General features: G+C 38.9%; 26 protein-coding genes and 1 other annotated feature. Of the genes, 4 read left to right on the forward strand and 22 right to left on the reverse strand.

Annotated elements, in window-relative coordinates:
• Positions 1–17: 17 nt before the first annotated feature.
• From MHB42_RS13090 to MHB42_RS13100, 3 genes are all read right to left on the reverse strand, one after another.
• Positions 18–935, reverse strand: a complete 918-nt coding sequence (locus MHB42_RS13090; protein WP_340806689.1) for a DMT family transporter — start codon at positions 933–935, stop codon at positions 18–20.
• Between the two features lie 259 nt (positions 936–1194).
• Entirely contained in the window at positions 1195–3462 is a 2268-nt protein-coding gene (gene secDF, locus MHB42_RS13095) for a protein translocase subunit SecDF (protein ID WP_340806691.1), read from the reverse strand.
• A gap of 344 nt (positions 3463–3806) precedes the next feature.
• Complete coding sequence (locus MHB42_RS13100; RefSeq protein WP_340806693.1) at positions 3807–4118, reverse strand: post-transcriptional regulator; 312 nt, start codon at positions 4116–4118, stop codon at positions 3807–3809.
• 93 nt (positions 4119–4211) lie between these two features.
• Between MHB42_RS13100 and MHB42_RS13105 the strand changes: the two genes are divergently transcribed.
• Positions 4212–5729, forward strand: coding sequence for a putative polysaccharide biosynthesis protein (locus MHB42_RS13105; RefSeq protein WP_340806694.1), 1518 nt, complete (start codon positions 4212–4214; stop codon positions 5727–5729).
• Here the strand turns inward: MHB42_RS13105 and MHB42_RS13110 are convergent.
• The 8 genes from MHB42_RS13110 to MHB42_RS13145 all read right to left on the reverse strand — a co-directional run bounded on the left by MHB42_RS13110 (position 5726) and on the right by MHB42_RS13145 (position 12965).
• The gene (locus tag MHB42_RS13110) at positions 5726–6361 is read right to left on the reverse strand and encodes a DUF421 domain-containing protein (RefSeq protein WP_340806695.1); all 636 of its coding nucleotides are present in this window, start codon (positions 6359–6361) and stop codon (positions 5726–5728) included. The genes MHB42_RS13105 and MHB42_RS13110 overlap by 4 nt on opposite strands.
• A 165-nt stretch (positions 6362–6526) precedes the next feature.
• Positions 6527–6796, reverse strand: a complete 270-nt coding sequence (yajC, locus tag MHB42_RS13115; RefSeq protein WP_340806696.1) for a preprotein translocase subunit YajC — start codon at positions 6794–6796, stop codon at positions 6527–6529.
• A gap of 173 nt (positions 6797–6969) precedes the next feature.
• Positions 6970–8115, reverse strand: coding sequence for a tRNA guanosine(34) transglycosylase Tgt (tgt, locus tag MHB42_RS13120; protein WP_340806697.1), 1146 nt, complete (start codon positions 8113–8115; stop codon positions 6970–6972).
• Between the two features lie 58 nt (positions 8116–8173).
• A complete protein-coding gene (gene queA, locus MHB42_RS13125; protein WP_340806699.1) occupies positions 8174–9214 on the reverse strand; it encodes a tRNA preQ1(34) S-adenosylmethionine ribosyltransferase-isomerase QueA in 1041 nt (346 codons plus the stop codon).
• Between the two features lie 16 nt (positions 9215–9230).
• The gene (gene ruvB, locus MHB42_RS13130; RefSeq protein WP_340806700.1) at positions 9231–10235 is read right to left on the reverse strand and encodes a Holliday junction branch migration DNA helicase RuvB; all 1005 of its coding nucleotides are present in this window, start codon (positions 10233–10235) and stop codon (positions 9231–9233) included.
• A gap of 18 nt (positions 10236–10253) precedes the next feature.
• On the reverse strand, positions 10254–10874 hold the full coding sequence (ruvA, locus tag MHB42_RS13135; protein ID WP_340806701.1) for a Holliday junction branch migration protein RuvA: 621 nt from the start codon (positions 10872–10874) through the stop codon (positions 10254–10256).
• Between the two features lie 107 nt (positions 10875–10981).
• Positions 10982–11779, reverse strand: a complete 798-nt coding sequence (locus tag MHB42_RS13140) for a phosphotransferase (RefSeq protein ID WP_340806702.1) — start codon at positions 11777–11779, stop codon at positions 10982–10984.
• 70 nt (positions 11780–11849) lie between these two features.
• Entirely contained in the window at positions 11850–12965 is a 1116-nt protein-coding gene (locus MHB42_RS13145) for a LysM peptidoglycan-binding domain-containing protein (protein WP_340806703.1), read from the reverse strand.
• A 110-nt stretch (positions 12966–13075) separates the two neighbouring features.
• On the opposite strand from MHB42_RS13145, the gene MHB42_RS13150 reads away from it, so the two are divergent.
• On the forward strand, positions 13076–13615 hold the full coding sequence (locus MHB42_RS13150) for a transcription repressor NadR (RefSeq protein WP_340806704.1): 540 nt from the start codon (positions 13076–13078) through the stop codon (positions 13613–13615).
• Between the two features lie 143 nt (positions 13616–13758).
• On the opposite strand, the gene MHB42_RS13155 is transcribed toward MHB42_RS13150, so the two are convergent.
• Both MHB42_RS13155 and pheA read right to left on the reverse strand, forming a co-directional pair.
• Positions 13759–14151, reverse strand: a complete 393-nt coding sequence (locus tag MHB42_RS13155) for a thiol-disulfide oxidoreductase DCC family protein (protein WP_340806705.1) — start codon at positions 14149–14151, stop codon at positions 13759–13761.
• A gap of 22 nt (positions 14152–14173) precedes the next feature.
• Entirely contained in the window at positions 14174–15052 is an 879-nt protein-coding gene (gene pheA, locus MHB42_RS13160) for a prephenate dehydratase (protein WP_340806706.1), read from the reverse strand.
• Between the two features lie 50 nt (positions 15053–15102).
• Here pheA and MHB42_RS13165 point away from each other — a divergent pair, with 50 nt between their 5' ends.
• Positions 15103–15231, forward strand: a complete 129-nt coding sequence (locus MHB42_RS13165; RefSeq protein WP_340806708.1) for a hypothetical protein — start codon at positions 15103–15105, stop codon at positions 15229–15231.
• 34 nt (positions 15232–15265) lie between these two features.
• On the opposite strand, the gene MHB42_RS13170 is transcribed toward MHB42_RS13165, so the two are convergent.
• From MHB42_RS13170 to MHB42_RS13180, 3 genes are read right to left on the reverse strand one after another with little or no spacing between them, the layout of a single operon-like run.
• On the reverse strand, positions 15266–15721 hold the full coding sequence (locus MHB42_RS13170) for an ACT domain-containing protein (protein ID WP_053996302.1): 456 nt from the start codon (positions 15719–15721) through the stop codon (positions 15266–15268).
• Positions 15722–15745: 24 nt separating this feature from the next.
• Entirely contained in the window at positions 15746–17035 is a 1290-nt protein-coding gene (gene obgE / locus MHB42_RS13175; protein ID WP_340806710.1) for a GTPase ObgE, read from the reverse strand.
• A 5-nt stretch (positions 17036–17040) separates the two neighbouring features.
• Positions 17041–17568, reverse strand: coding sequence for a Spo0B domain-containing protein (locus MHB42_RS13180; RefSeq protein WP_340806711.1), 528 nt, complete (start codon positions 17566–17568; stop codon positions 17041–17043).
• A 368-nt stretch (positions 17569–17936) separates the two neighbouring features.
• On the opposite strand from MHB42_RS13180, the gene MHB42_RS13185 reads away from it, so the two are divergent.
• On the forward strand, positions 17937–19238 hold the full coding sequence (locus MHB42_RS13185) for an MATE family efflux transporter (RefSeq protein WP_340806712.1): 1302 nt from the start codon (positions 17937–17939) through the stop codon (positions 19236–19238).
• A gap of 50 nt (positions 19239–19288) precedes the next feature.
• On the opposite strand, the gene MHB42_RS13190 is transcribed toward MHB42_RS13185, so the two are convergent.
• The 6 genes from MHB42_RS13190 to MHB42_RS13215 form a co-directional block, all read right to left on the reverse strand.
• Positions 19289–19828 (reverse strand): DUF4303 domain-containing protein, encoded by a 540-nt coding sequence (locus MHB42_RS13190; RefSeq protein WP_340806714.1) that lies wholly within the window; start codon positions 19826–19828, stop codon positions 19289–19291.
• A gap of 76 nt (positions 19829–19904) precedes the next feature.
• Entirely contained in the window at positions 19905–20204 is a 300-nt protein-coding gene (gene rpmA / locus MHB42_RS13195) for a 50S ribosomal protein L27 (protein ID WP_340806715.1), read from the reverse strand.
• A 13-nt stretch (positions 20205–20217) separates the two neighbouring features.
• Entirely contained in the window at positions 20218–20556 is a 339-nt protein-coding gene (locus tag MHB42_RS13200; RefSeq protein WP_340806716.1) for a ribosomal-processing cysteine protease Prp, read from the reverse strand.
• Between the two features lie 16 nt (positions 20557–20572).
• Positions 20573–20881 (reverse strand): 50S ribosomal protein L21, encoded by a 309-nt coding sequence (gene rplU, locus MHB42_RS13205; RefSeq protein ID WP_205444661.1) that lies wholly within the window; start codon positions 20879–20881, stop codon positions 20573–20575.
• 14 nt (positions 20882–20895) lie between these two features.
• Positions 20896–20975, reverse strand: a sequence feature (ribosomal protein L21 leader region).
• Positions 20976–21020: 45 nt separating this feature from the next.
• Complete coding sequence (locus tag MHB42_RS13210; RefSeq protein ID WP_340806718.1) at positions 21021–21632, reverse strand: stage IV sporulation protein FB; 612 nt, start codon at positions 21630–21632, stop codon at positions 21021–21023.
• On the reverse strand, positions 21622–22176 hold the full coding sequence (locus tag MHB42_RS13215; RefSeq protein WP_340806719.1) for a M23 family metallopeptidase: 555 nt from the start codon (positions 22174–22176) through the stop codon (positions 21622–21624). Before MHB42_RS13215 ends, MHB42_RS13210 begins: the two co-directional genes overlap by 11 nt.
• Positions 22177–22248 lie beyond the last annotated feature (72 nt).

Genomic DNA, 22248 nt, shown 5'->3' on the forward strand with positions numbered 1-22248 from the left:
TTATGAAGAAGAACTGGCTAAAAGAATTTTAATAATGCAATGCCACTAATGATCATCATAACAGCAATCACTCTTCTTTGATCAATCGGATATCTTGGCAATCCCATTATACCGAAATGGTCAATGCAAAGCCCCATTAAAATTTGCCCTAGAATAGCCGTCATCAATGTCAATGTCACACCTAAATGAGGCATTAAAATAATATTTGTTGCAATATAAATAGCGCCTAATAAACCACCTATAAAATGCCAAGGTCTTAATTGAAGGCTATCGGTATAAAATAGCAGCTTGATTCCTCTATTAATAATCATTGCTAGGATCAATAAAATAATCGTACCGACTGTAAATGAAATAAAAGCAGCATATAAAAAAGAATCAACCTTATATCGAAGCGCACTATTAATCGCCGTTTGTATTGGAGGCATCATACCTGTGCATAATCCGAATAATAGCCATAATCGAGAAGAGCTTGGAGAAACGCTTGGATTTTTCTTTGCATTCATGTAGATAATTCCACTTAGCAAAAGGAGAACCCCAATGATATGTAAAATATGCAATGGCTTTGCTTCCACACCAAACCAACCAAATGTATCGATCATTATACCAATTACCATTTGTCCAGTGACTGTAATAATTACAGTTAGCGCAGCACCAATTCTTGGCAATAAAAGAATATTTCCCGTAAGGAAAATAACTCCTAATGCACCTCCAGTAACCCAAATATATGAGAAGGATTGAGATGCAAAAAAAGATACTGTAAACTTGCTAGGGTTTACAATAAGATTAGCAATCAATAGTAAAATAGTTCCTGTTAAAAAAGAATAAAATGATGTAGTAAATACAGACCTAGTAAACAAATTTAAGCGATTGTTCACGGCTGTCTGCATCGGAATCATCATACCTGCGATTATCCCTAAAACAATTAATATGTACAAAAAATACCCTTCTTTCTAAAAAATATAATGGTTCTCATTGTAAACAAAGAATTTGTGAAATACAATCTTCCTGCTTTTATTGAAAGAAGAACTAGCTCGATAAATAATTATCATGCTCACCACCTAACATAAAAAAGACTGTGCAAAAAGATTTTCACTTTTTGCACAGCCTTGTTCGATTTATGAGAATACGCTAAATAAGCTTGCACCAAAAGTTTATCCTAAAAGAAGCGTTTCGGACAAACTATTATTCATATTGTTACACAACAGGCTCATCTGTACCCCATTGTTTTTTCTCTTTTTTCTTTAGCTGACCATCTGTTTTTTTCATTTCACGTATTTTTAATGAGTACCAAATTTGAGCTGCGATACAGATAGATGAATACATACCTGTTACTAAACCAATCAATAAAGCAATGGAGAAGTTTTGAATAGATGGTGCGCCAAAAATTAATAACGCCACAACTACAATAATAACGGTTAATACTGTGTTAACAGAACGTCCCATTGTTTGGCGTAACGATTTATTGACAATATTCGCCAATATTTCTCGATCATTAATTGTATCATATCGCTCTAAGTTTTCACGCATACGGTCAAATGTAACAATCGTATCATTAATCGAGTAGCCAACAATTGTTAACACAGCCGCAATAAATGTAATATCCACCTCTAAGCGCATAAAGCTAAAGACAGCAACAATTAAGAATACATCATGTAACAGGGAAACAATTGCCCCGACACCCATGCGCCATTCAAAACGAATCGCTACATAAATAATGATCCCTAGTGCTGCAAGTGACAATGCCTTAATAGCATTTTTCACAAGCTCCTTCCCAACTGTAGGTGATACGGTACTGACAGTAGGATTATGACCATATTTCTCCGTTGTTTCATTTTGGAATGTCAAAATATCAGCCTGTGATAAATCGGTTTTATAACGCACAACAGCAGAATTACTCTTTTCTCCTGAAAGAACAATATCATCTGATGGGAAGCCGATGCTTTTTATATATTTTGATACTTCTTCTTTTGTTAATGTTTGATCTGCTTCAATTTGAATACGTGTACCACTAGAGAAATCAATACCAAGATTTAGACGGAAAATACCAAGAACAACTAAACCAGCCACTAAAATAGCTAATGACAATGTATAAAATTTCTTACGGTTGTGTACAAAATCAAAACGATCAAATTTCGTCGATAAATCTAATGCACCAATATTTTCATCCAGACTATGCTGCTTCGATTTAGCAATACCAAACCATGCTGGATTATTGAAATAGCCACTATTTACAAGCAAGCCTAATAGGACACGTGAACCCCATACCGCTGTAAGGAAGCTTAGTAAAATACTAATAATTAATGTTGTCGCAAAGCCTTTTACAGAGCTTGTCCCAAAGTAAAATAGCACTGCTGCAGCTAGTAAAGTCGTTAACTGTGCATCGACAATTGCTGATAGGGATTGCTTCGATCCAAGCTGGAACGCTTTTTTCACAGGATGCCCTACACGTAATTCCTCTCGAATACGCTCCGCTGCTAAAATATTAGCATCAACAGCCATCCCAATACCAAGTACAATGGCTGCAATACCCGGAAGCGTTAATACTGCATTAATCCAATCAAAAACAACCAATACTAGGAATGTGAAAACAGCCAGTGTAATAACTGAAATAAAGCCAGGTAAGCGGTAGTAGAATAGCATAAATAAGAAAATAATTACTACGCCAACAATACCCGCAAAGATTGTATCATTTAATGCATCTGCACCAAACTGTGCACCTACAGATGTTGAATAAATTTCATCCAATTTAACAGGCAATGCTCCTGCATTTAAAATACCTGCTAAATTTTTTGTTTCTTCAACTGTAAAGCTACCACTAATCATTACATCCGTTGTATTTAATGTTTGGTCAACTCTTGCAGCTGATGCATAGCGAGGGTCCGCCTTTTGTGATTCCGCTTTATAAGAATCGACGCCTTCTTCAAAATCTAACCATACAACAAGTAAATTTTCGCCTGGTGGTTTTGCGGCAATTTTGCTTGTGATATCAGCAAATTTTTTCGCATCTTTTAATTTTAATGATACAATTGGACGGTTTTGTTGGTCAAAGGAGTCAGTTGCTCCATTTTCCTTTAGGTCATCTCCATCCAATAGTAAATTATCATCCACATCACGGAATGTTAAGTTCGCAGAAGTAGACAGTAGCTTACGTGCGGATTCTTGATCCTCAACACCCGCTAATTGCACACGAATACGATTTTCTCCCTCAACCTGAATGCTTGGCTCACTGACCCCAATTGCATTTACGCGGTTGCCTAGAGCTGTAGCCGTTGCTGCAACAACTTCTGGTGTAATTTTTTGTCCTTCTTTTAATTCATTTACCTCATAAAGCACTTCAAACCCGCCTTGTAAGTCAAGACCAAGCTTGATGTCCTTTAAGACGCCGTTTACAGTCGTACTAATTCCTGCGGCAAAAAGCACTAGAATTAATAAGAATGCAACTATACGACTTTTTAGTTTCATCAATAAATCCTCCTCGAATTGGTGTAAGGGCTGTCCTTACACGCCAAACAAGTAACTAGCAATACCTTTTGAAACGCTTTAATCCTCCCTTTCCTTTAGAATCATGTTACCTGTGTTTCAAAAAGGTTGCTCTACTTATTTCAATCGTTCATAACGCGCAAGTTTATCTTTGTATTATTAGGCACTCGCCTTCTAAATTCAAGTAAAATGTATAGAAGGTTTATGTAAGAAAAAATTTATGCAAAATAAAAAAAGCGCAACACACTTATTATGAAACAGGTTGCGCTCGGTGTCAATTCAACATAGCTATCATTCTTTAATTTCTTGAAAAATTTAACACCTTTTTATGATATTTTTGCTGGGCCAAGCAGCATTTTTAATTCCTCTGTATTTACTTCCTCAAACCAGTTATCACTTTGTAAAAGCTCTACTTGATTAAATGACACAATATCAGATGGTGATACTGCAAAAATGGTAGCAATTACCTCATGTAAACGCAGTTGCTCTACATTTTTTTTACGCCACTTTTTCTCCACACAATAACGCCAAAGTTCCTCAGCCGTAATCGCATCATATTGAAAATGCTTGAACTCTGCTATCTTACTATCAATTGCCGGACGAATTTGTTCAAATAGTTGCTGATGTTGCATACTCATTTTGAATCATCTCCAATCAAAGTCGTAACGTAAGACATGCTTGCATACAAATAGTGTAAATGAATTTTTGCGGCTTGAGAAGGGACGGATGGCATGAGTTCTTTTGTACGAGGTACATTATTTTTAATGTTTGTGATTTTTTTATCGAAACTTTTTGGCTTCTTTTATAGAATGCAGTTTATGCGGATTGCTGGTGAAGAGGCTGTCGGCATTTATATGACCGTCTATCCAGCATTTATTTTCTTTATCTCACTCATTCAATTAGGGCTACCGATTGCTGTAGCAAAAATTGTAGCTGAATTACTCGCAAAAAATAAACGTGATAGCATCTTTGGTGTTATGCGTACAGCCATTATTTGGTCATTTATTGGCATGATTATTTTTATGCCCCTTGTAGCACTAGCAATACCATATATTTCAACAACACTTTTACATAATGAACATACCACATTTACACTATGGATTGCACTCTTTGCTGTACCTGTGTCTGTAGGCTCCGGTTTATTGCGTGCTTATTTACAAGGTGTAGCGAAAATTACACCAACAGCTTGGGCACAAATGATTGAGCAGGTTGTACGTATTAGCTTTATTACATTCATGCTTCCTTATGTGGCAAACTATAATAATGCAGCTGTTACGGCTGCTGCTGCAATGGGTATTACGCTTCTTGCAGAAGTAGTTGCATTCCTTTATTTAGGGCTACATTATATTGTGTCAAAGAAGAAATTACTAACACGTAAAGCAAAAATTGAAAGTTATCCAGCATCCCCTATGCTACGTATTGCCCTGCCATCAGCAGGTAGTAAGCTATTTGGTTCTTTCACTTGGTTTTTAGAGCCAATTATCTTTTTAAAGGCTTTAACAGTAGCTGGCTTAACAGCATCTGCTGCCACTATTTTATATGGTGTTATTTCAGGTGTTTTAGTGCCATTATTATTATTTCCTGCTTTTGTATCAACAGCATTATCCATTGTTCTTATTCCCGCTGTGAGTGATGCAGTTGCCCGTCAACATATTCCATTACTACAAGAGCGTATTTCGGTTTCCTTACGCTTATCTTCTTTAGTAGGCTGTGTTGCTGCTACCTATTTTTTTGTACATGGTGATGAATTGGCGATGAAGCTTTTCCATTTAGAAGAAAATCGTGGTTATGTGAAAATTTTAGCACCTATTTTTTATTTTTATTATATTCAAAGCCCGTTGCATTCCATCCTACAAGCAATTGGTGAGGCAAGAGCTGCCATGATGAATTCCATCTATGGTGGACTAGGTAAGCTATTTGTGATGTTTGTACTAGCCTCTCAACCAGGCATACAGGAAAAAGGCGCTGTTGTAGCAATTGGCTTTGGTGTTTTGTTGACGTCTTTCTTGCATATCGCAACAGTCAGACAACGAAAAAATTTGCGAGCAGGCTTTCGAATGTTTGTTGTGCCGTATAGCTGCTTTATCGCGGTTTGTGTAGTGCAGTATTTTTTACTGCCAATATTTTCTCTACCTTTTATACTAAGTAGCTGCGTGACATTGTTTTTACTATTTACATTTTTATTATTTACCAATCAATTGCGCATGACCGATTTCCGCTATATCCGTAAATTAGCAAAAAAGGTTTAAGATTCTTTTAACTGAATATGCAATCGACCGTCCTCCCAAATGCAAAAAAATACACCACTGCTATCTGTAATATTATTTTTAGCAAGCTCAGCCATTAACCATTCCTCATCCTTATGCATTGTTAATAAATGTCTTTCTTGGATATCGCCATCAATAATTAATGGGTAAATAAAAGGTTTTTCATCTTTTTTATAAACAGAAAGATTACCAGAAGGTTCCAAATAGGCAAATGCCACATCTGTGATTGATGCAATACCATTTTCTCGGAGTTGCTGACATAAATCATCGAGATTATAACGATGTTTACGCATTTCACTTTCTAAAATCATACCGTCTTTCACCAATAATGCTGGATCACCGTCTACTAAATCACGTATTTTCTTAAACTTTAAGGATAAATAGGCACTTAATATTTGAATCACTAATAGCAGAATAATGGGCAGTATCGCTTTCAATAAAGGATTTTTATAATCGTCCAATGCAAATGCAGCTACCTCTGCAATTAAAACAAAGACAACTAAATCAATCACGGATAATTCGCCTACTTCTCGTTTACCCATTAAGCGAAAAACAATAATAATAAAAACATATAAAAAACAAGTTCTAAAAATAATATGGAAATATTCTTCCATCGAAACACCTCCATACTATCAAGGTGACCTTCCTATTTGTTTTTTATACAAAACGACTGCACGAAAATATAAGCACTATTTACATATACTAGCTACGTTTAACTATTCACACATAAAAAAGACTTACAATTAAGCATTTGCCCATTGTAAGTCTTTTTCTTTTATTTACTTCACGCTATCGTTTACAATACGTCCAATTGCTTGACGGTCAAACTTAACACGCACATTTTCAGCGATTTTTAATGTCACTGCTGTGTCCTCGATTGCATCAATAACACCGTGTAGACCACCGATTGTAATGACTTTATCTCCACGCTGCAAGCTATTTTGCATATTTTGCGTTTCCTGCTGTCTTTTTTTAGCTGGACGAATTAAGATAAACCACATAGCAACGAACATTAATAGTATTGGTGCTAGCCCTAATAGTTGATCCATAATGCTTCTTGCCCCCTTTCCACATATCACTTTTTTAGTATAGACTATTCCACTAATAAAAAGCGATGGACAAGCACAAAAATTTTCTATATTGCTAATATTATTTCTATGATTGACAATATTTTGCTAGAAATATTCACTTTTTACAAAGATTTGTACGACTTACTATACAATTAAAAGTTTTTTGCGTTTGGTCCATTAAAGCCATATTTCTCGAAAAATTCTTCTCGGAAATCACCTAGGCGATCTTGGCGTATTGCCTCACGTACTTGCTCCATGAGTTTTAATAGGAAGTGGAGGTTATGATACGATGTTAAACGGATACCAAATGTTTCTTCCGTGCGAATCAAATGACGAATATAGGCACGTGAATAGTTTTTGCATGTATAGCAATCACAGTTTGGATCAATTGGTCCAAAATCGCGGGCATATTTAGCATTTTTCACTACAAGACGCCCTTCAGATGTCATCAATGTACCATTGCGCGCAATACGTGTTGGTAGTACACAGTCAAACATATCAATCCCGCGAATAGCCCCATCAATTAATGAATCCGGTGAACCTACACCCATTAAATAGCGTGGTTTATTTTCAGGCATCATTGGCGTAGTAAACTCTAACACACGGTTCATCACATCTTTTGGCTCACCAACCGATAGCCCACCAATCGCATAGCCCGGGAAATCTAACTCTACTAAGGCTTCGGCAGAACGTCGGCGTAAGTCCTCATACTCACCGCCTTGAATAATCCCAAATAAACCTTGCTCCTCAGGTCGCTGATGTGCTTCCTTACAGCGTTTTGCCCAGCGTGTTGTACGATCTACGGATTGTAGCATATAGTCATATGTCGCAGGATATGGCGGGCATTCATCAAATGCCATCATAATATCAGAGCCTAGATCATTTTGAATTTCCATTGCCTTCTCTGGGCTTAAAAATAATTTATCACCGTTTAGATGGTTGCGGAAGTGAACGCCTTCCTCTTCAATTTTTCGGAATTGGCTAAGTGAGAACACTTGGAAACCACCTGAGTCTGTTAAAATTGGACGATCCCAATTCATGAATTTATGCAGTCCGCCTGCTTCCTTGACAATATCATTACCCGGACGAAGCCATAAATGATAGGTGTTGGATAAAATAATGCCCGCATTCATTTCCTTTAGTTCCTCAGGTGACATTGTTTTCACCGTTGCTTGCGTACCTACTGGCATAAATGCAGGTGTTTCAAAGGAGCCGTGTGGAGTATGCACAATGCCAAGGCGCGCTCCTGTTTGTTTACAAGTATGAAGTAGCTCATATCGAATTGCTGGTTGTGTCATAAACTAAAAAATCCTCTCTTATCTAAAGTAAAAACAGTACTTCGATTTTATCGTAAAATTATCGTGTTGGGCGAATAAACATCGCATCGCCAAAGCTAAAGAAGCGATATCTTTGCTCTACCGCTTGCTGATAGGCACTTAAAATGGTTTCTCTTGTAGCTAGTGTACTAACAAGCATCACAAGCGTTGATTTTGGTAAATGGAAGTTTGTAATTAAGCCATCCACTACTGTAAAGCGATAGCCTGGATAAATAAAAATAGATGTCCATCCCTGCTCTGCTCGCACTTCACCATGATATTTAGAGCCAATTGTTTCTAATGTTCGTGTAGAGGTTGTCCCAACAGCAATCACCTTGCCGCCATTCTGTTTTACTCGGTTAATGGTAGCTGCTGCTTCCTCCGTTACACTATAAAATTCGGCATGCATTTCATGATTTTCAATCGAATCCACACTAACAGGACGGAAAGTGCCTAATCCAACATGCAATGTAATAAAGACAACCTCTACCCCTTTTGCCTTCACTTGTGCTAATAGTTCCTCTGTAAAATGTAGCCCTGCTGTTGGTGCTGCGGCTGAACCACGCTCTTTGGCATAAACCGTTTGATAGCGATCCCTGTCCTCTAGCTTCTCACGAATATATGGTGGTAACGGCATTTCGCCAAGCTGTTCCAATATTTCATAAAAGATGCCGTCATAGTGAAACATAAATGTACGACCACCATGCTCAAGCTCGCCTGTACAAGTAGCGGTTAATAAACCATCGCCAAATGTAATGACCGTACCTACTTTAACACGCTTTGCTGGTTTAACAAGTGTTTCCCATTCATCTGTACCAGCTAACTGCTTTAACAGTAATACTTCTATATGTGCCCCTGTTTCTTCTTTGACACCCATTAAACGCGCTGGTAAAACCTTTGTATCATTTAATACAAGACAGTCACCAGCATGTAGTTCCTCTAAAATATGGGCAAAACGGTGATGCTCCACTTGCTTAGTGCCTGGTGTTACAACCATTAATCGACTCGCTGTTCGATCCACTAATGGTGTTTGAGCAATAAGCTCCTCTGGTAATATAAAATCAAAATCTTCTACACGCATGAAAAAACTTCCTTTTTTATGTTTGTTGTGGATAGTCATATCCAAAATGTTCGTAGGCTAAATGTGTTGCCACTCTTCCTCTTGGTGTACGCTGGATAAACCCTATTTGCATTAAATACGGCTCATATACATCCTCTATTGTCACCCGCTCCTCACCAATTGATGCAGCGAGTGTATCTAAGCCCACAGGACCTCCCTGAAAGCGTTCAATCATATTTGTAACAAGCTTATGGTCAATATGATCAAGCCCTCTAGGATCGACTTGTAATAGCTCTAATGCCTGCTTCGCAAGACCCTCCGTTATCATACCATCTCCAAGCACTTGTGCATAATCCCGCACTCGCTTTAATAAACGATTAGCAATGCGCGGTGTCCCACGTGAACGTCTTGCCATTTCCATTGCCGCTACTGCTTCAATCTCCACATCAAATAAATGGGCACTGCGTACAACAATTTCAGCCAATGAACGATCATCATAATATTCCAAGCGTAGCAATACACCAAAGCGATCCCGTAAAGGAGCTGATAAAGCACCAGCTCTTGTTGTCGCACCTACAAGTGTAAAGGGAGGTAAATCAAGGCGAACGGAACGTGCTTCAGGCCCTTTCCCAACAACAATATCTAAACAGAAGTCTTCCATTGCTGGATATAAAACTTCCTCAATAGCACGGGGAAGTCGATGAATTTCATCAATAAATAGGACGTCCCCAGGCTCTAATGAGCTTAAAATAGCTGCTAAATCTCCGGGACGCTCAATCGCAGGACCACTTGTCATACGTACATTGACATTCATCTCATTCGCAATAACGGCGGCTAAGGTTGTTTTACCAAGCCCTGGAGGTCCATATAGCAGCACATGGTCTAAACTTTCCTGACGAAGCTTTGCGGCTTCAATAAATATTTGCAAATTTTCCTTTACTTTATGCTGTCCAATATATTGTGACAGCCTTTGGGGACGTAATGATAATTCAAACTGCTCATCATAGCTTCCTGCCTCACCAGCCATTATCCGTTCAGACATGCACCTCCCCTCCTTTCCTTACTTTAATTTTAATAGCAGTTGCAATGCTTGCTTCATATACGCATCTGTTGTTTCTAGCTTGTCATTATCTTCAAGCTGCGGACGAATTTTTTCAAGCTCTTTTTCAGAATATCCAAGTGCCAGTAATGCCAGTATTGCTTCCTCTAGCTCATGCTTATTTGGATGAACGCCAAATAGTGGTAGCTCTTCTTCTGTACTTGGTAGCTCTATTGTTTCCAATAAAGCACCTAGCTTGCCTTTTAAATCGAGGATCATTTGGCGCGCTGTTTTTTTCCCGACGCCCGGGAACTTCACTAAAAATGTTTCATCCTCACGCTCAATTGCACTAATTACCTGCTGTGGATTGCCAGTAGCTAAAATAGCTAGCGCCCCTTTTGGCCCTATACCTGACACTAAAATCAGCTTACGGAATAGTTCACGCTGGTCTAAGTTTGGAAAACCATATAATATTTGTGCATCCTCACGTACATGCAAATGGACATATATTTGTTGCTCAAGTGCTGATAGTCGAAAGGCAAATGGATTAGGTGTATTAAGCTGCCAGCCAATGCCCTGCTGTTCAAGTACAATATATTCAGGTGTAATACGGGTAATTTGTCCTTTTAAATAATCATACATTTAAAATCCCTCACAATCATCGTCTTCGATTATAGCATATAGCGAACGAATGCTCGACAAAAAGCCAAAAGTGAGATTCACAGACAAAAATGACCGCCAAATGACGGTCATTTCTTCACAAATCTATCAATATCGTACCACAATTTTGGCCAATAAGTGAGAGCGCGTTTTGTAAATGGCACTAAATAATCTAAAAATACTAGCTGCTGCTCGAGTGGTAAATCCACAGCAAACAGCCATTCACGTAATAACTCATTTGGATATTTCAAACGATGAAGCTTTCTTTTATCCAGCCGTTTCAGCTCTGGTAACTCTGCAAATATCTTACCAAGATCGTAATCCACAGCTGGCAATACACGATGCAGCCATAAAATATATTCATCATCTGCTTCTCCAAGGTGCGCTAAATCAAAATCAATTAAGCGTAATTGTCCATCAGAGCACCATAAAAAATTATGATGAACAACATCTCCATGTAAAAGCGTGATGTCTTTTTCAGGTGCATCCTCCATCGCTATCAACTGTAGCGACTTATCACTATAATGTAAAATTTGATCGATTTCTTCTCTTGTTAAAAATGCCCTAAATTCATTGCGTCTGCTTTTAAAACGCATATAGCGCATTTGCCATTTTAAAAGCTGTGAGTAGGTATGCAAGCCTGGCACTCGCTGCCAAGCAATTTTTTTATGTGTGTCATGTAAAGTGATTAAGAGCTTAAGAGCTTCCTTGCGATCTTTTTTATAGGTAAAGTTTGCACCATGGCTTCCTTCTTGCCATGCTTGCACAATTAACTGTTCATCATCACTTTGTACAATTGGTAAAACGAGGGAAGGCTCCATACAGCCTAGCTGACGATGGATAGCCCTCACCTTCTCCGCAATTTCTACTTGCTTCGCCCGCTTCACAAAATAAGTATTCGATTGATATTTATATTTCCAAATATTTGGCTTTACTTCTTCAACAATATACGCTTTTTCACCATCGATAAGGCGTCATCCCGCCTGGGAAATAATGCGGTGGCATCCAAGGACCACCTGACGGGCATGGAGGCGGTGGACAGTGACAAGGGTCCATATACCAAGTAGGCATCATCATTGGTTGCGGTTGTGTACCACATCCGCAGGATTGACCCATATTCATATCAGGCATCATCATTGGCGGTGGTTGCGTACCACATCCACAAGACTGACCCATATTCATATCAGGCATCATCATTGGTTGCGGTTGTGTACCACATCCACAGGATTGACCCATATTCATATCAAATTGTGGCTGCATCTGTGTATCATGTTTTGGGAAAAACGGTGTAGATTCTAAGAAATCATCTATCCCCCCGATCTTTTGCTTTGGCATATCACAAGGCATTGGCTGCTGTGGCATCATATACGGCTCGACTTGTGGCTGCATTGGCATTTGCCACCACATTTGATGATAAACAGGCTGATGGCAGCTCGGACAATATGGAACAGCAGGCATTTGTGGCATCATTTGCACTGGTGGCGGTGGCGCTGGTTGAGGCTGTGGCTTCGGTGGTGGCGGTTCTGGCTTTGGTTTAGCGACAGGTGGTGGTACTGGTGCTGGTTTCGGCGGTGGCTGTATTTGTACTGGCGGTGTAACATTTTGCTCAACTTGCGGCATCACCACTTGCTGATGCCAATTCATTTCCACAGGCTGCGGCACCCACATTGGCTGTTGTGGCATTTGCATCGGCATTGGTATCGGTATTGGTATCATACGTGGCTCCGGCATCGGCATTGGAGCTGGTGGTGGCGGCACAATGGGCGGCGGTGGTGGCGTTGGCTTCTGTACCTCTTTTTTAGGTGCTTCCTTCGTAATAGGAGCCTCCTTTGGTACCTGTGTTTCCTTCTTCGGCATCTCCTTAGGTGAATGGCGCTGCGACTCTTTATTTATTTTTTCAGGCAAAATAATTTCCATACCTGGAACAATATAATCTGGGTTGGCAAGATGGACATTGAGCCGCTTCAAATCTTCAAACGAAATGCCGTACTCTTTCGCAATCTTCCACAATGTATCTCCCTTTTGAACAATATGAATACGCAATTTTTTCCTCCCTTCCTCTCTACGTATCATATGTTCAATGTTGCATTTGGATACAAAAATTTCAGCAAGTTCGAAATGCTTCATGGTACACTATTTCATAGGGAATGCGATTTCCTGTATTATAGGCAGAGGTGAGCAATGTGAAAAAAATGTTAGGCGAAGAACGCCGACTGCAATTACTAGCACAATTAAAAAAAAGTAAAGCACCTATTACAGGAACAGACCTAGCTAAATTTGCAAATGTTTCTAGACAGGTTATTGTCAATGATATGACATTATTAAAAGCTAGGAATGAGCCAATTATTGCCACAAGCCAAGGCTATCTTTATATGCAGCAGGAACAATTTCAACATACGGTTGAGCGTACATTCGCATGTTCGCATACTTCTGAACAAACAGAGGATGAATTACTGACGATTGTCGATTGTGGAGGAACCGTTAAAAATGTGACTGTTGAACATCCTATCTATGGTGAGCTAACAGCCTCCATTATGGTAGCAAATCGCCATGAGGTAAAACAATTTATTGAGCGTGTTAATGAAACACAGGCAAATTATTTATCTGCTCTTACGGGGGGCATTCATTTGCATGTAATTGCTGCACCATCTGTAGAGGTATTAGCATTAATTGAACAAGCTTTACAGCAAAAAGGCTATTTAGTAACAGAAAACACAGTATGACTTGATGCTCATACTGTGTTTATTCGTAAATGCGGGTATTTCACTTCTCTTCGTGGATATTACTCCTGTAAGCGCGAGTATTTCGTTCCCCTTCGTGGGTATTACTCTCATAAGCACGGGTATTTCGCTTTTCCCCGCGGGTATCAGGAAAGAAATCGTTGTCGCTGTGCAGGTGTAGGTAATAAACATGCTTGCTTTTGCCCAAATAAACGATAGCGATGCTTTGCAAACCGTCTATACAGCGCATCGCGAATTCGTTGTGGTATCGGCATAAACAAATAATACAGTGGCCATACTTTATCTAATTTTTTGCCTATTTTTAAAGCCGCTGTAGATTCCATATAAACATTACCATCTTCAATCAGGACAACACTATCTATATTGTTAGGTATATGAAATTGTTCAAGAAGTGTTTGGCCGACATCACTTTGTAAAGCTGCAAATTGAAAATAGCCAGCTTGATCATGCTTCATAATAAATTGAACAGTGCTATCACAAAAATTACAAACGCCATCAAATAAAATAATTCCGCCCATTATAAACCCCTCCTTGTCATTATTATACCTCATCTGAAGTGACGTACGTAAAATATGTACCGAGTGACTTGACCTTACAGCCTAGTGCCGCTAACTCCTCCATTGCACCACGCATCATTGGCTCTTTTTCATCTGCTAAGACATCAACCATAAAGAAATAGTCACCTAGCCCTGTTTTCAACGGACGTGATTCAATTTTACTTAAATTTAGCTGACGCCATGCAAACACAGATAATACTTGATGCAGGGCTCCTGAACGATCCGTTGGCAATGTAATCATAAATGTTGTTTTAGGCTGCCCCTCTGATAATTCCTGTGGCAAGCGCTTATTTTGCTTTGATAGCACAAAGAAGCGTGTATGGTTAAAGTGGAAATCATGGATATTCGACTCCACGATTTCAAGATCGTACTTGTCAGCTGCAGCAGCATTGCCTACTGCGGCGATACAGCTATGTGGATTTTCTGCTACATATTTTGCCGCGGCTGCTGTGGAGGTTGTTTGGTGTAAGGGTACATGGCTGAATCGATAAAATAAATATTTATGGCATTGCGCCAAAGCATGTGGGTGCGAATAAACACCCTCTATAGCCTGCCAATGCTCTTTTTGCGCTTTATTAACCATTAAATGTTGCTGGATTTTTAGCAATAACTCCCCTGTTACATACAGTGTTGCCTCATGAAATAAATAATCTAATGTAAGCGGCACAGAGCCCTCTAAGGCATTTTCTAATGGTACGACCGCTAAATCCACCTTACCCTCTGCTACTGCCTCAATGCATTCTGGAATCGTTGCACACGGTACAAGCCACTCATTTGGAAAAATAGCCTTTGTAGCTAAATATGTAAATGATGCTTCTGGTCCTAAATATGCGATTCGATTTTCCCATTGTTGTTTTATCATGGCAATTGCCTCCTTTATGGCATCTATTACAAAATAAGGAGCAGTCCCTGATGATCGACCAATCACACGAGGACAGCTCCTTCTTTGAGCTATTTTATATAACCATTATGATATTTGGTTCCTCACCAATCGATATGCTTGATTGTCTAGTAAATAGCAAGCATCTAGGCTGGCGATAACCTTTATGTTTCTTAGAACGAAAAGGATTGAACACTATAATGCACCAGAGCTAATTACTTCTGCTGATTCCACAAAGTCTAGGCGTTTTAGTTGTTGAATCAAATCATCCAGCTCACATGTCATGCTTGTAACATCTAGTGATAATGTTACGTTGGCACGCCCTTGAATAGGGATTGTTTGGTGGATGGTTAATACATTACAATGTGTCATCGTCACCGTTTCTAAAAGCTTGGCAAGTGTTCCTTTTCTGTCTTGAAGCTGTAAAAAGACTGTTAAAATGCGTTCCTGCACAATTGAATGAAACGGAAATACAGCATCACGATATTTGTAAAACGCACTTCGCGATAAATCCACCTGCTTTACCGCATCCCAAATGGAGGATACTGAACCACTTGACAGTAGGTGCTTCGCCTCCAAAGTTTTTTGCATTGCATCCGTTAAAACATCTTCACGAACTAAATAATATCGCTGATTCGCAACATTCTTCATACGCTTCCCCCTAAAACTCATGTCTTAATCGACAAATTCAAATTCAAACTCTTGTAGGCGTACTGTATCGCCATCCTGTGCTCCACGTTGACGTAAAGCCTCGTCCACGCCCATTGCACGTAATTGACGTGCAAAACGACGAACGCCATCTTCACGGCTAAAGTCTGTCATTTTAAATAGACGTTCAATTGCATAACCACTGATGATAAATGTCCCATCATCATCACGAGTGATTTCAAATTCCTCGCCTTTTGCCTCATGCTTATACATAACCGTTGCCTCTGATTGCTCCTCTATATCATCATATAGTGGGAATTCAGGTGTTACTTCAAGTAAATCAGCAATCGCAAATAATAGCTCTTTTAAGCCTTGACGTGAAATCGCTGAGATTGGGAAAATTTGAACATCTTCTCCTACCTTTTGGCGGAATTTTAGTAAGTTTTCTTCTGCATCTGGCATATCCATTTTATTGGCTACAATAATTTGTGGACGCTCTGTTAAACGAAGATTATATTGTTTAAGCTCTTCATTAATTGTTAAATAATCTTCATACGGGTCACGCCCTTCCATTCCTGACATATCAATCACATGGACAATAACACGTGTACGTTCAATATGTCGTAAAAACTGATGACCTAATCCAACTCCTTGATGCGCCCCTTCAATAAGCCCAGGTAAATCTGCCATCGCAAAACTACGGTGATCATCTGTTTCAATCATGCCTAGATTCGGTACAATTGTTGTAAAGTGATATGCACCAATTTTTGGTTTTGCTGCAGAAACAACAGATAAAAGTGTTGATTTACCAACACTTGGGAAACCTACTAGCCCTACATCTGCTAAAACTTTTAACTCTAATATAACATTTAATTCTTGCCCTGGCTCACCTTTTTCAGAAAGTTCTGGCGCTGGATTTGCAGGTGTTGCAAACCTTGAATTTCCACGTCCACCGCGTCCTGCTTTTGCAATGACAGCTCTTTGGCCATGCTCCACTAAATCGGCAATAACAGCTTCTGTTTCTTCATTAATAACAACTGTTCCCGGTGGTACTTTGATAATTAAATCTTCCGCATTTTTGCCATGCATGCCTTTACTCATCCCATGCTCACCACGAGGTGCTTTAAAATGGCGTTTGTAGCGGAAATCCATTAATGTACGTAGGCCTTCATCTACTTCAAATACAACGTTTCCACCGTGACCACCATCGCCACCAGCTGGACCACCATTTGGTACATATTTTTCTCGGCGAAAGGCCACCATACCATCTCCGCCATCGCCACCTTTTACATAAATCTTTACGTGATCGACAAACATTTACTTCACTCCCTATTTGCACTCAAGACATATTGCCAGCGTCTATTTGTCTGTTCAATTGTTTGAATGTCGAATTGTGTCAAACCTTTTTCGGTGAATGCATCAGCACTCCATAACCCATTTAGCGTGAATGTCACGGCAAATGTATGATCGTCAACACGTATATCAAGCGTTAAGACCTGCTCTGTAAATGGATCTAATGTATCATAAACATGCATAACTGTTTTGTTTAAATAATCTACAACTGTCTGATCAATATCATTGGTCACAGGCTTTTTTATCTCACCATGCAGCTTCCATACTAATGAAGGATAACGCCATCCTGCTGTTTGTAGCCATTCAATTGTTTGTGGTAATTGTAGTCGATTTAGGATAGAAAGCACTCGTAATTGCTCTGAATAGTGTTGAATAAGCTGTTTGGATTCATCAATTCTACCTAAATCTAAATTCATGCGAATCAGTTGCAATTGATTCACAAAGTCATGATTTGCAAAACGTAATACTTCACTCACGGTTAGTGATTGATCGTTCATCCCATTCACTCCAATAAAGTTATCCTTACTAGTATAACAAGTTTTATTGTATTTTTCCCCTTAATTCTTCTTTGAATTTTACGAATGTTTTCTTCAAAACTTTCTCAATCTTTCTTATTCATATATCGACAGTTCCTTATCCCTTATGATAGTATGTTACCAAATTTGATATTCATTTATATAAGTCAAAGAGAAACGCTACTATCGTATATCACTCAGGAAGTTGCCCAAGAAGAAGTACATATGACTACTGTTCCTTACTATAAAGGGCAAATCGTGCAGCAAGAAGCGTCTATGCACAAAAGCCTTTACACACTGTTATCTCTTTTTCTGTATACATACTTATAATAAAGGACATTTTGATAATCATGATTACTTGGAAAACCTATATTTTAATCGCTATTCCGTTAATACTTTCAACGATTACAACGCCTATATTAGGGGTTGTTGATACGATGGTCATTGGTCATTTATCTAATGCCTCTTTGATTGGCGGTGTTGCAATTGGTGTAACAATTTTTAATACACTGTATTGGTTGTTTGGCTTTTTACGTGTTAGTACAACCGGAATGGTGGCACAAGCTTTTGGGCAAGACAATATACATGAACAAAAGCTAGCCTTTTGGCGACCATTACTACTCGCCATCGCGATGGGCTTAGTATTTATTATTTTACAGCAAGTGATATTAATCGTTGCAGCTATTGTTATGAAGGCAGATGCCACTGTTTGGCTATATGCGCAACAATATTTTTCAATTCGTATATGGGGAGCGCCGTTTGCGTTAGCTATGTATGTTATTGTTGGCTGGCTTATTGGCGCAAAGCAGGTAAGAACAACACTATTTCTGCAGTTGTATATGAATATTTTAAATATTATTTTATGTGTTGTCTTCGTGATGATCTTCCATATGGAGATACGGGGAGTAGCTTTCGCTACCGTTATTGCGGAGATTACAGCACCATTGATTGGGCTTTATCTTTTAAAATCACGCCAGCTTCTTGCAGGCTGGCAAAAACTACGAGCTGAGCTGTTGAACAAACAGGTTATGCAAATGATGTTTCGTATCAATAGTGACTTTTTCATTCGTACAGCCTGTCTATTAACTGCCTTCACACTTTTTACATCCATTGGTGCATCCATCAGTGTGGATATTTTAGCAGCTAATACAATTTTATTTCAGCTTCATTTTGTTTTTGCTTACTTTTTTGATGGGCTTGCCAATGCATCCAGTATCTATATTGGCAATGCAGTGGGCAGTAACAATAAACAGCTCTACAATCAAACGATTCGTATTTCATTCTGGTGGTCATCTGGACTTGCAATTGGGCTATCCACTCTCTTTTATTTCTTAGGGCCTACTATTTTAGCAAGCTTTACAAATATTGAAGCCATCTATCAGCTAACATTGCAATATCAAATGTGGCTTGTGCTATTCCCACTTGTTGGCTTTTGGGCATTAATGCTAAGTGGTATTTTCTCAGGTGCAATGATGATTGCCCCCATTCGTAATTCGCATATTTGGGCATTAATAAGCTATGTGTTAACATTGGCAATTTTTCTGCCGCTGTGGGGAAATCATGGGCTATGGTTTGCATTTATTGTATTTACAATAGGAAGAAGCCTCTTTTTAGCCATCTATCAGCCTCGACTAGCAAAGCTTTTTGTCTAACATAAGCATTCAGTATGTTGTAGCTATCACACACTGAATGCTGCTTTATTTTATACGAATTCTTCAATATGTTCCGCATACTCCTGTGCCCTTACTGCTCCATTTAATCGCTCAAATATAGCAATTCGCTCTTCTTGCTCTAAATATTCCCTTACATTAAAGGTTAATAAAATATCTGTATATGCCTGATAAAAAGGCGATGCAATAAGCTGACAAAGCGCTTTTTTACAGGTAGCAATAATGGTAGCCCGGTGCTGCTCAAAATGCTCTGTATCATCGGTCGTGTCATGAAGCTTTTTCATATACTGATGCATCTCCGCTGACAGTTTGTCAAACGTTGCAAAAATGCACCATTCTTCTTCACAATATTTATAGTACCAATAATCTTCTGCATCCTTATCGGCTTGTTCTGCCAAATAAGTCTTTGTATTTGCCATTAAACCAATTGACCACAAATCGCTGCTACAATCCAATGCGACAATGTACAAATCATCATACATAGCTCTATATGTTTGCAATGCTTGTTCCATCTCAAGTACAATAGCAGCTTCCAATTTTATATAATCAAATGAAGCCTGTGCCTTTTGCATATGCTCTCACCCTTCTACCTAGTATCATGCCTCTATAAGCAAAAAAAGGACCGCCTCAATAGCAGTCCTTTCAACATTAAGCTTCTTGTGTTGCTGGGTATACAGATACTTGTTTGCGATCGCGACCTAAACGTTCGAATTTAACAACGCCATCAACTTTAGCAAATAGTGTATCGTCACCACCACGACCTACATTTGTACCTGGGTAAATTTTTGTACCGCGTTGACGGTAAAGAATTGAACCACCAGTTACGAATTGGCCATCAGCACGTTTAGCGCCAAGACGTTTAGACTCAGAGTCACGTCCGTTTTTAGTAGAACCTACCCCTTTTTTCGATGCGAAAAATTGAAGGTCTAATGCTAATAATAATTTCATCGTGTTCCACCTCCTACAGCATTTTATACTTTAGTTCGATAAATTCTCCATAACTTGCGACCATAGTATAATACTGTGTCACCATTGTTTGAAGAATAACTTGTAATTTTGCGTCTGTTTCAGCATCTATATCTTTTGAAACGATACAAGATAAAAAGCCACCTTGCTCGCCCTGCTCAATTGTTGGTTGTAATTGTAAAATATGACCAATTGCATTTACCGTGCCAAAAGCAATAGCAGATGCACCTGCACATACTAAATCACGACCATATTCATCTGAGTAAGCATGACCTGAAATTTCAAAGCCATATGACTTTCTGTTTTCATCACTATGAATTGTAACAGTAATCATATTGTTCACCTCACAATTAAGCGTTGATTGCTTCAACAACTAATTTTGTGTAAGGTTGACGGTGACCTTGTTTACGACGGTAGTTCTTTTTAGCTTTCATTTTGAAAACAACGATTTTTTTCGCACGGCCTTCTTTCACAACTTTCGCTGTTACAGTAGCGCCTTCTACGAATGGAGCGCCAACTTTCACGTTTTCGCCACCTACGAATAATACTTTATCAAAAGTAACAACTTCGTCAGCTTCTACACCTAATTTTTCAACATAGATTTCTTGACCAGCTTCTACTTTGACTTGTTTACCACCAGTTTCAATAATTGCGTACATTTTACTGCACCTCCTCATAGACTCAGACTCGCCTGTTTGTAAAGGTGATCTTCTAAAAGATGCTTAAACCTTTCCAGAGCGGTTGTAGTAGCACAGGTGCTACAAACAATAACATTACAATATTATCATACAATTTTTTTCAAGTCAATCGATTCATCACATATTTTTCAAAGGCTAAACGATATTTTCGATAATGCCATTCTTTCAATGCTTGCAGCCAAATAAATAACATAATAATGGCTAAAAAAATAGCTTGTGGTAGCAAGCATAATGTCACAAAAAATAGTGTTGTTGCTAAGATAAAGGACAACCAATAATAGCCTTCCACAACAACGGCACTTGGATAATGTAAAAATAGCCATGCTAAAAATATCCTACCACCATCCAACGGGATAATCGGCACAATATTAACAGTTAGTAATACAAGTTGCACACTAATCAACCGTGTAGCAAGCAGCTCAGGCATAAAAAAAGCGAGGCCAACCCCAATAATCGTTGCGATTGGCCCTCCTAATGCAATCCATAGGAGTGACGATGCTGGCACAACCGCCGGATTTTCAAATTGAATCTCTCCTCCGTATGGTGTAATTACACATGATTTCACCTTGACCTTGCAGAGCATTGCTGCTAGTAAATGACCTGCCTCATGCCATAAAAGTGACAATAAAATAATCGCATAATAAGCGAATTGTCCGCTAAAAATCATGATAAATACGAGAGGGATACAGAGAAGATGTAATTTAATTTTCATTTGTGTCCGTCATTTCAAGCCATTGTACCATTTGCTCTAAATCGTAATGCGTATCTCCCTTTTCAATCGATAAATAAAGTTGCCCCGCTTCTTTCATGCCAATTAAATCATTTGCCTGAATAGCTGTATATGGTAGCTGTGCTAAACTATCCAACATACCATACGATACCTTTGTGCCATCTTCATAGTTAATAATCATTGTTTTACCTGTATATTTCGTATGACCTGTAAAAACAACCAAGCCATTTTGCCCAGCATACACTGGTAAGCCAACATCATACTGCAATAAAAATCCTTCTTTAAAAGCTTTTGCATTAGCAAAGGTTAAAAGCTCTGTTTGTCCTACATCACTCGATACCATAATTGTTTCTTTTTCTTGATCAAGCCAGCTTTGTCCAAGCTCACTTAAATACGTTAAATCTGCTGAAGTGGTCACAAGTTTGCGGACAGGTGTATCCACAACACCTTGGTCTTCTAACCGAATCACAAGCATAATTGCAGCCACTAGCAGGATCGTAACAAACCATTTCCATTTTTTAAACAAGCCCTCATCCTTTTTTCCACACTATATGAGATTGCATGTCCAAACATGCAAAAAACCTTCTCGCACAAATGC

The organism is Lysinibacillus sp. FSL K6-0232, from assembly GCF_038008325.1.
Lineage (GTDB): Bacteria > Bacillota > Bacilli > Bacillales_A > Planococcaceae > Lysinibacillus.

Coding starts and splice junctions, on each gene's coding strand:
- obgE (WP_340806710.1), bottom strand. CDS start 17,035: ATGTTTGTCGATCACGTAAAGATTTATGTAAAAGGTGGCGATGGCGGA.
- MHB42_RS13170 (WP_053996302.1), bottom strand. CDS start 15,721: ATGAAGAATGTTGCGAATCAGCGATATTATTTAGTTCGTGAAGATGTT.
- MHB42_RS13145 (WP_340806703.1), bottom strand. CDS start 12,965: ATGATACGTAGAGAGGAAGGGAGGAAAAAATTGCGTATTCATATTGTT.
- ruvA (WP_340806701.1), bottom strand. CDS start 10,874: ATGTATGATTATTTAAAAGGACAAATTACCCGTATTACACCTGAATAT.
- MHB42_RS13210 (WP_340806718.1), bottom strand. CDS start 21,632: ATGAAAATTAAATTACATCTTCTCTGTATCCCTCTCGTATTTATCATG.
- rplU (WP_205444661.1), bottom strand. CDS start 20,881: ATGTACGCAATTATTGAAACTGGTGGTAAACAAGTCAAAGTAGAAGCT.
- secDF (WP_340806691.1), bottom strand. CDS start 3,462: ATGAAACTAAAAAGTCGTATAGTTGCATTCTTATTAATTCTAGTGCTT.
- tgt (WP_340806697.1), bottom strand. CDS start 8,115: ATGACACAACCAGCAATTCGATATGAGCTACTTCATACTTGTAAACAA.
- MHB42_RS13100 (WP_340806693.1), bottom strand. CDS start 4,118: ATGAGTATGCAACATCAGCAACTATTTGAACAAATTCGTCCGGCAATT.
- ruvB (WP_340806700.1), bottom strand. CDS start 10,235: ATGTCTGAACGGATAATGGCTGGTGAGGCAGGAAGCTATGATGAGCAG.
- MHB42_RS13190 (WP_340806714.1), bottom strand. CDS start 19,828: ATGCAAAAGGCACAGGCTTCATTTGATTATATAAAATTGGAAGCTGCT.
- MHB42_RS13185 (WP_340806712.1), top strand. CDS start 17,937: ATGATTACTTGGAAAACCTATATTTTAATCGCTATTCCGTTAATACTT.
- MHB42_RS13155 (WP_340806705.1), bottom strand. CDS start 14,151: ATGGGCGGAATTATTTTATTTGATGGCGTTTGTAATTTTTGTGATAGC.
- MHB42_RS13165 (WP_340806708.1), top strand. CDS start 15,103: ATGATCGACCAATCACACGAGGACAGCTCCTTCTTTGAGCTATTTTAT.
- MHB42_RS13200 (WP_340806716.1), bottom strand. CDS start 20,556: ATGATTACTGTTACAATTCATAGTGATGAAAACAGAAAGTCATATGGC.
- rpmA (WP_340806715.1), bottom strand. CDS start 20,204: ATGAAATTATTATTAGCATTAGACCTTCAATTTTTCGCATCGAAAAAA.
- MHB42_RS13110 (WP_340806695.1), bottom strand. CDS start 6,361: ATGGAAGAATATTTCCATATTATTTTTAGAACTTGTTTTTTATATGTT.
- pheA (WP_340806706.1), bottom strand. CDS start 15,052: ATGATAAAACAACAATGGGAAAATCGAATCGCATATTTAGGACCAGAA.
- MHB42_RS13180 (WP_340806711.1), bottom strand. CDS start 17,568: ATGAACGATCAATCACTAACCGTGAGTGAAGTATTACGTTTTGCAAAT.
- queA (WP_340806699.1), bottom strand. CDS start 9,214: ATGCGTGTAGAAGATTTTGATTTTATATTACCAGAGGAGCTTATTGCT.
- yajC (WP_340806696.1), bottom strand. CDS start 6,796: ATGGATCAACTATTAGGGCTAGCACCAATACTATTAATGTTCGTTGCT.
- MHB42_RS13105 (WP_340806694.1), top strand. CDS start 4,212: ATGAGTTCTTTTGTACGAGGTACATTATTTTTAATGTTTGTGATTTTT.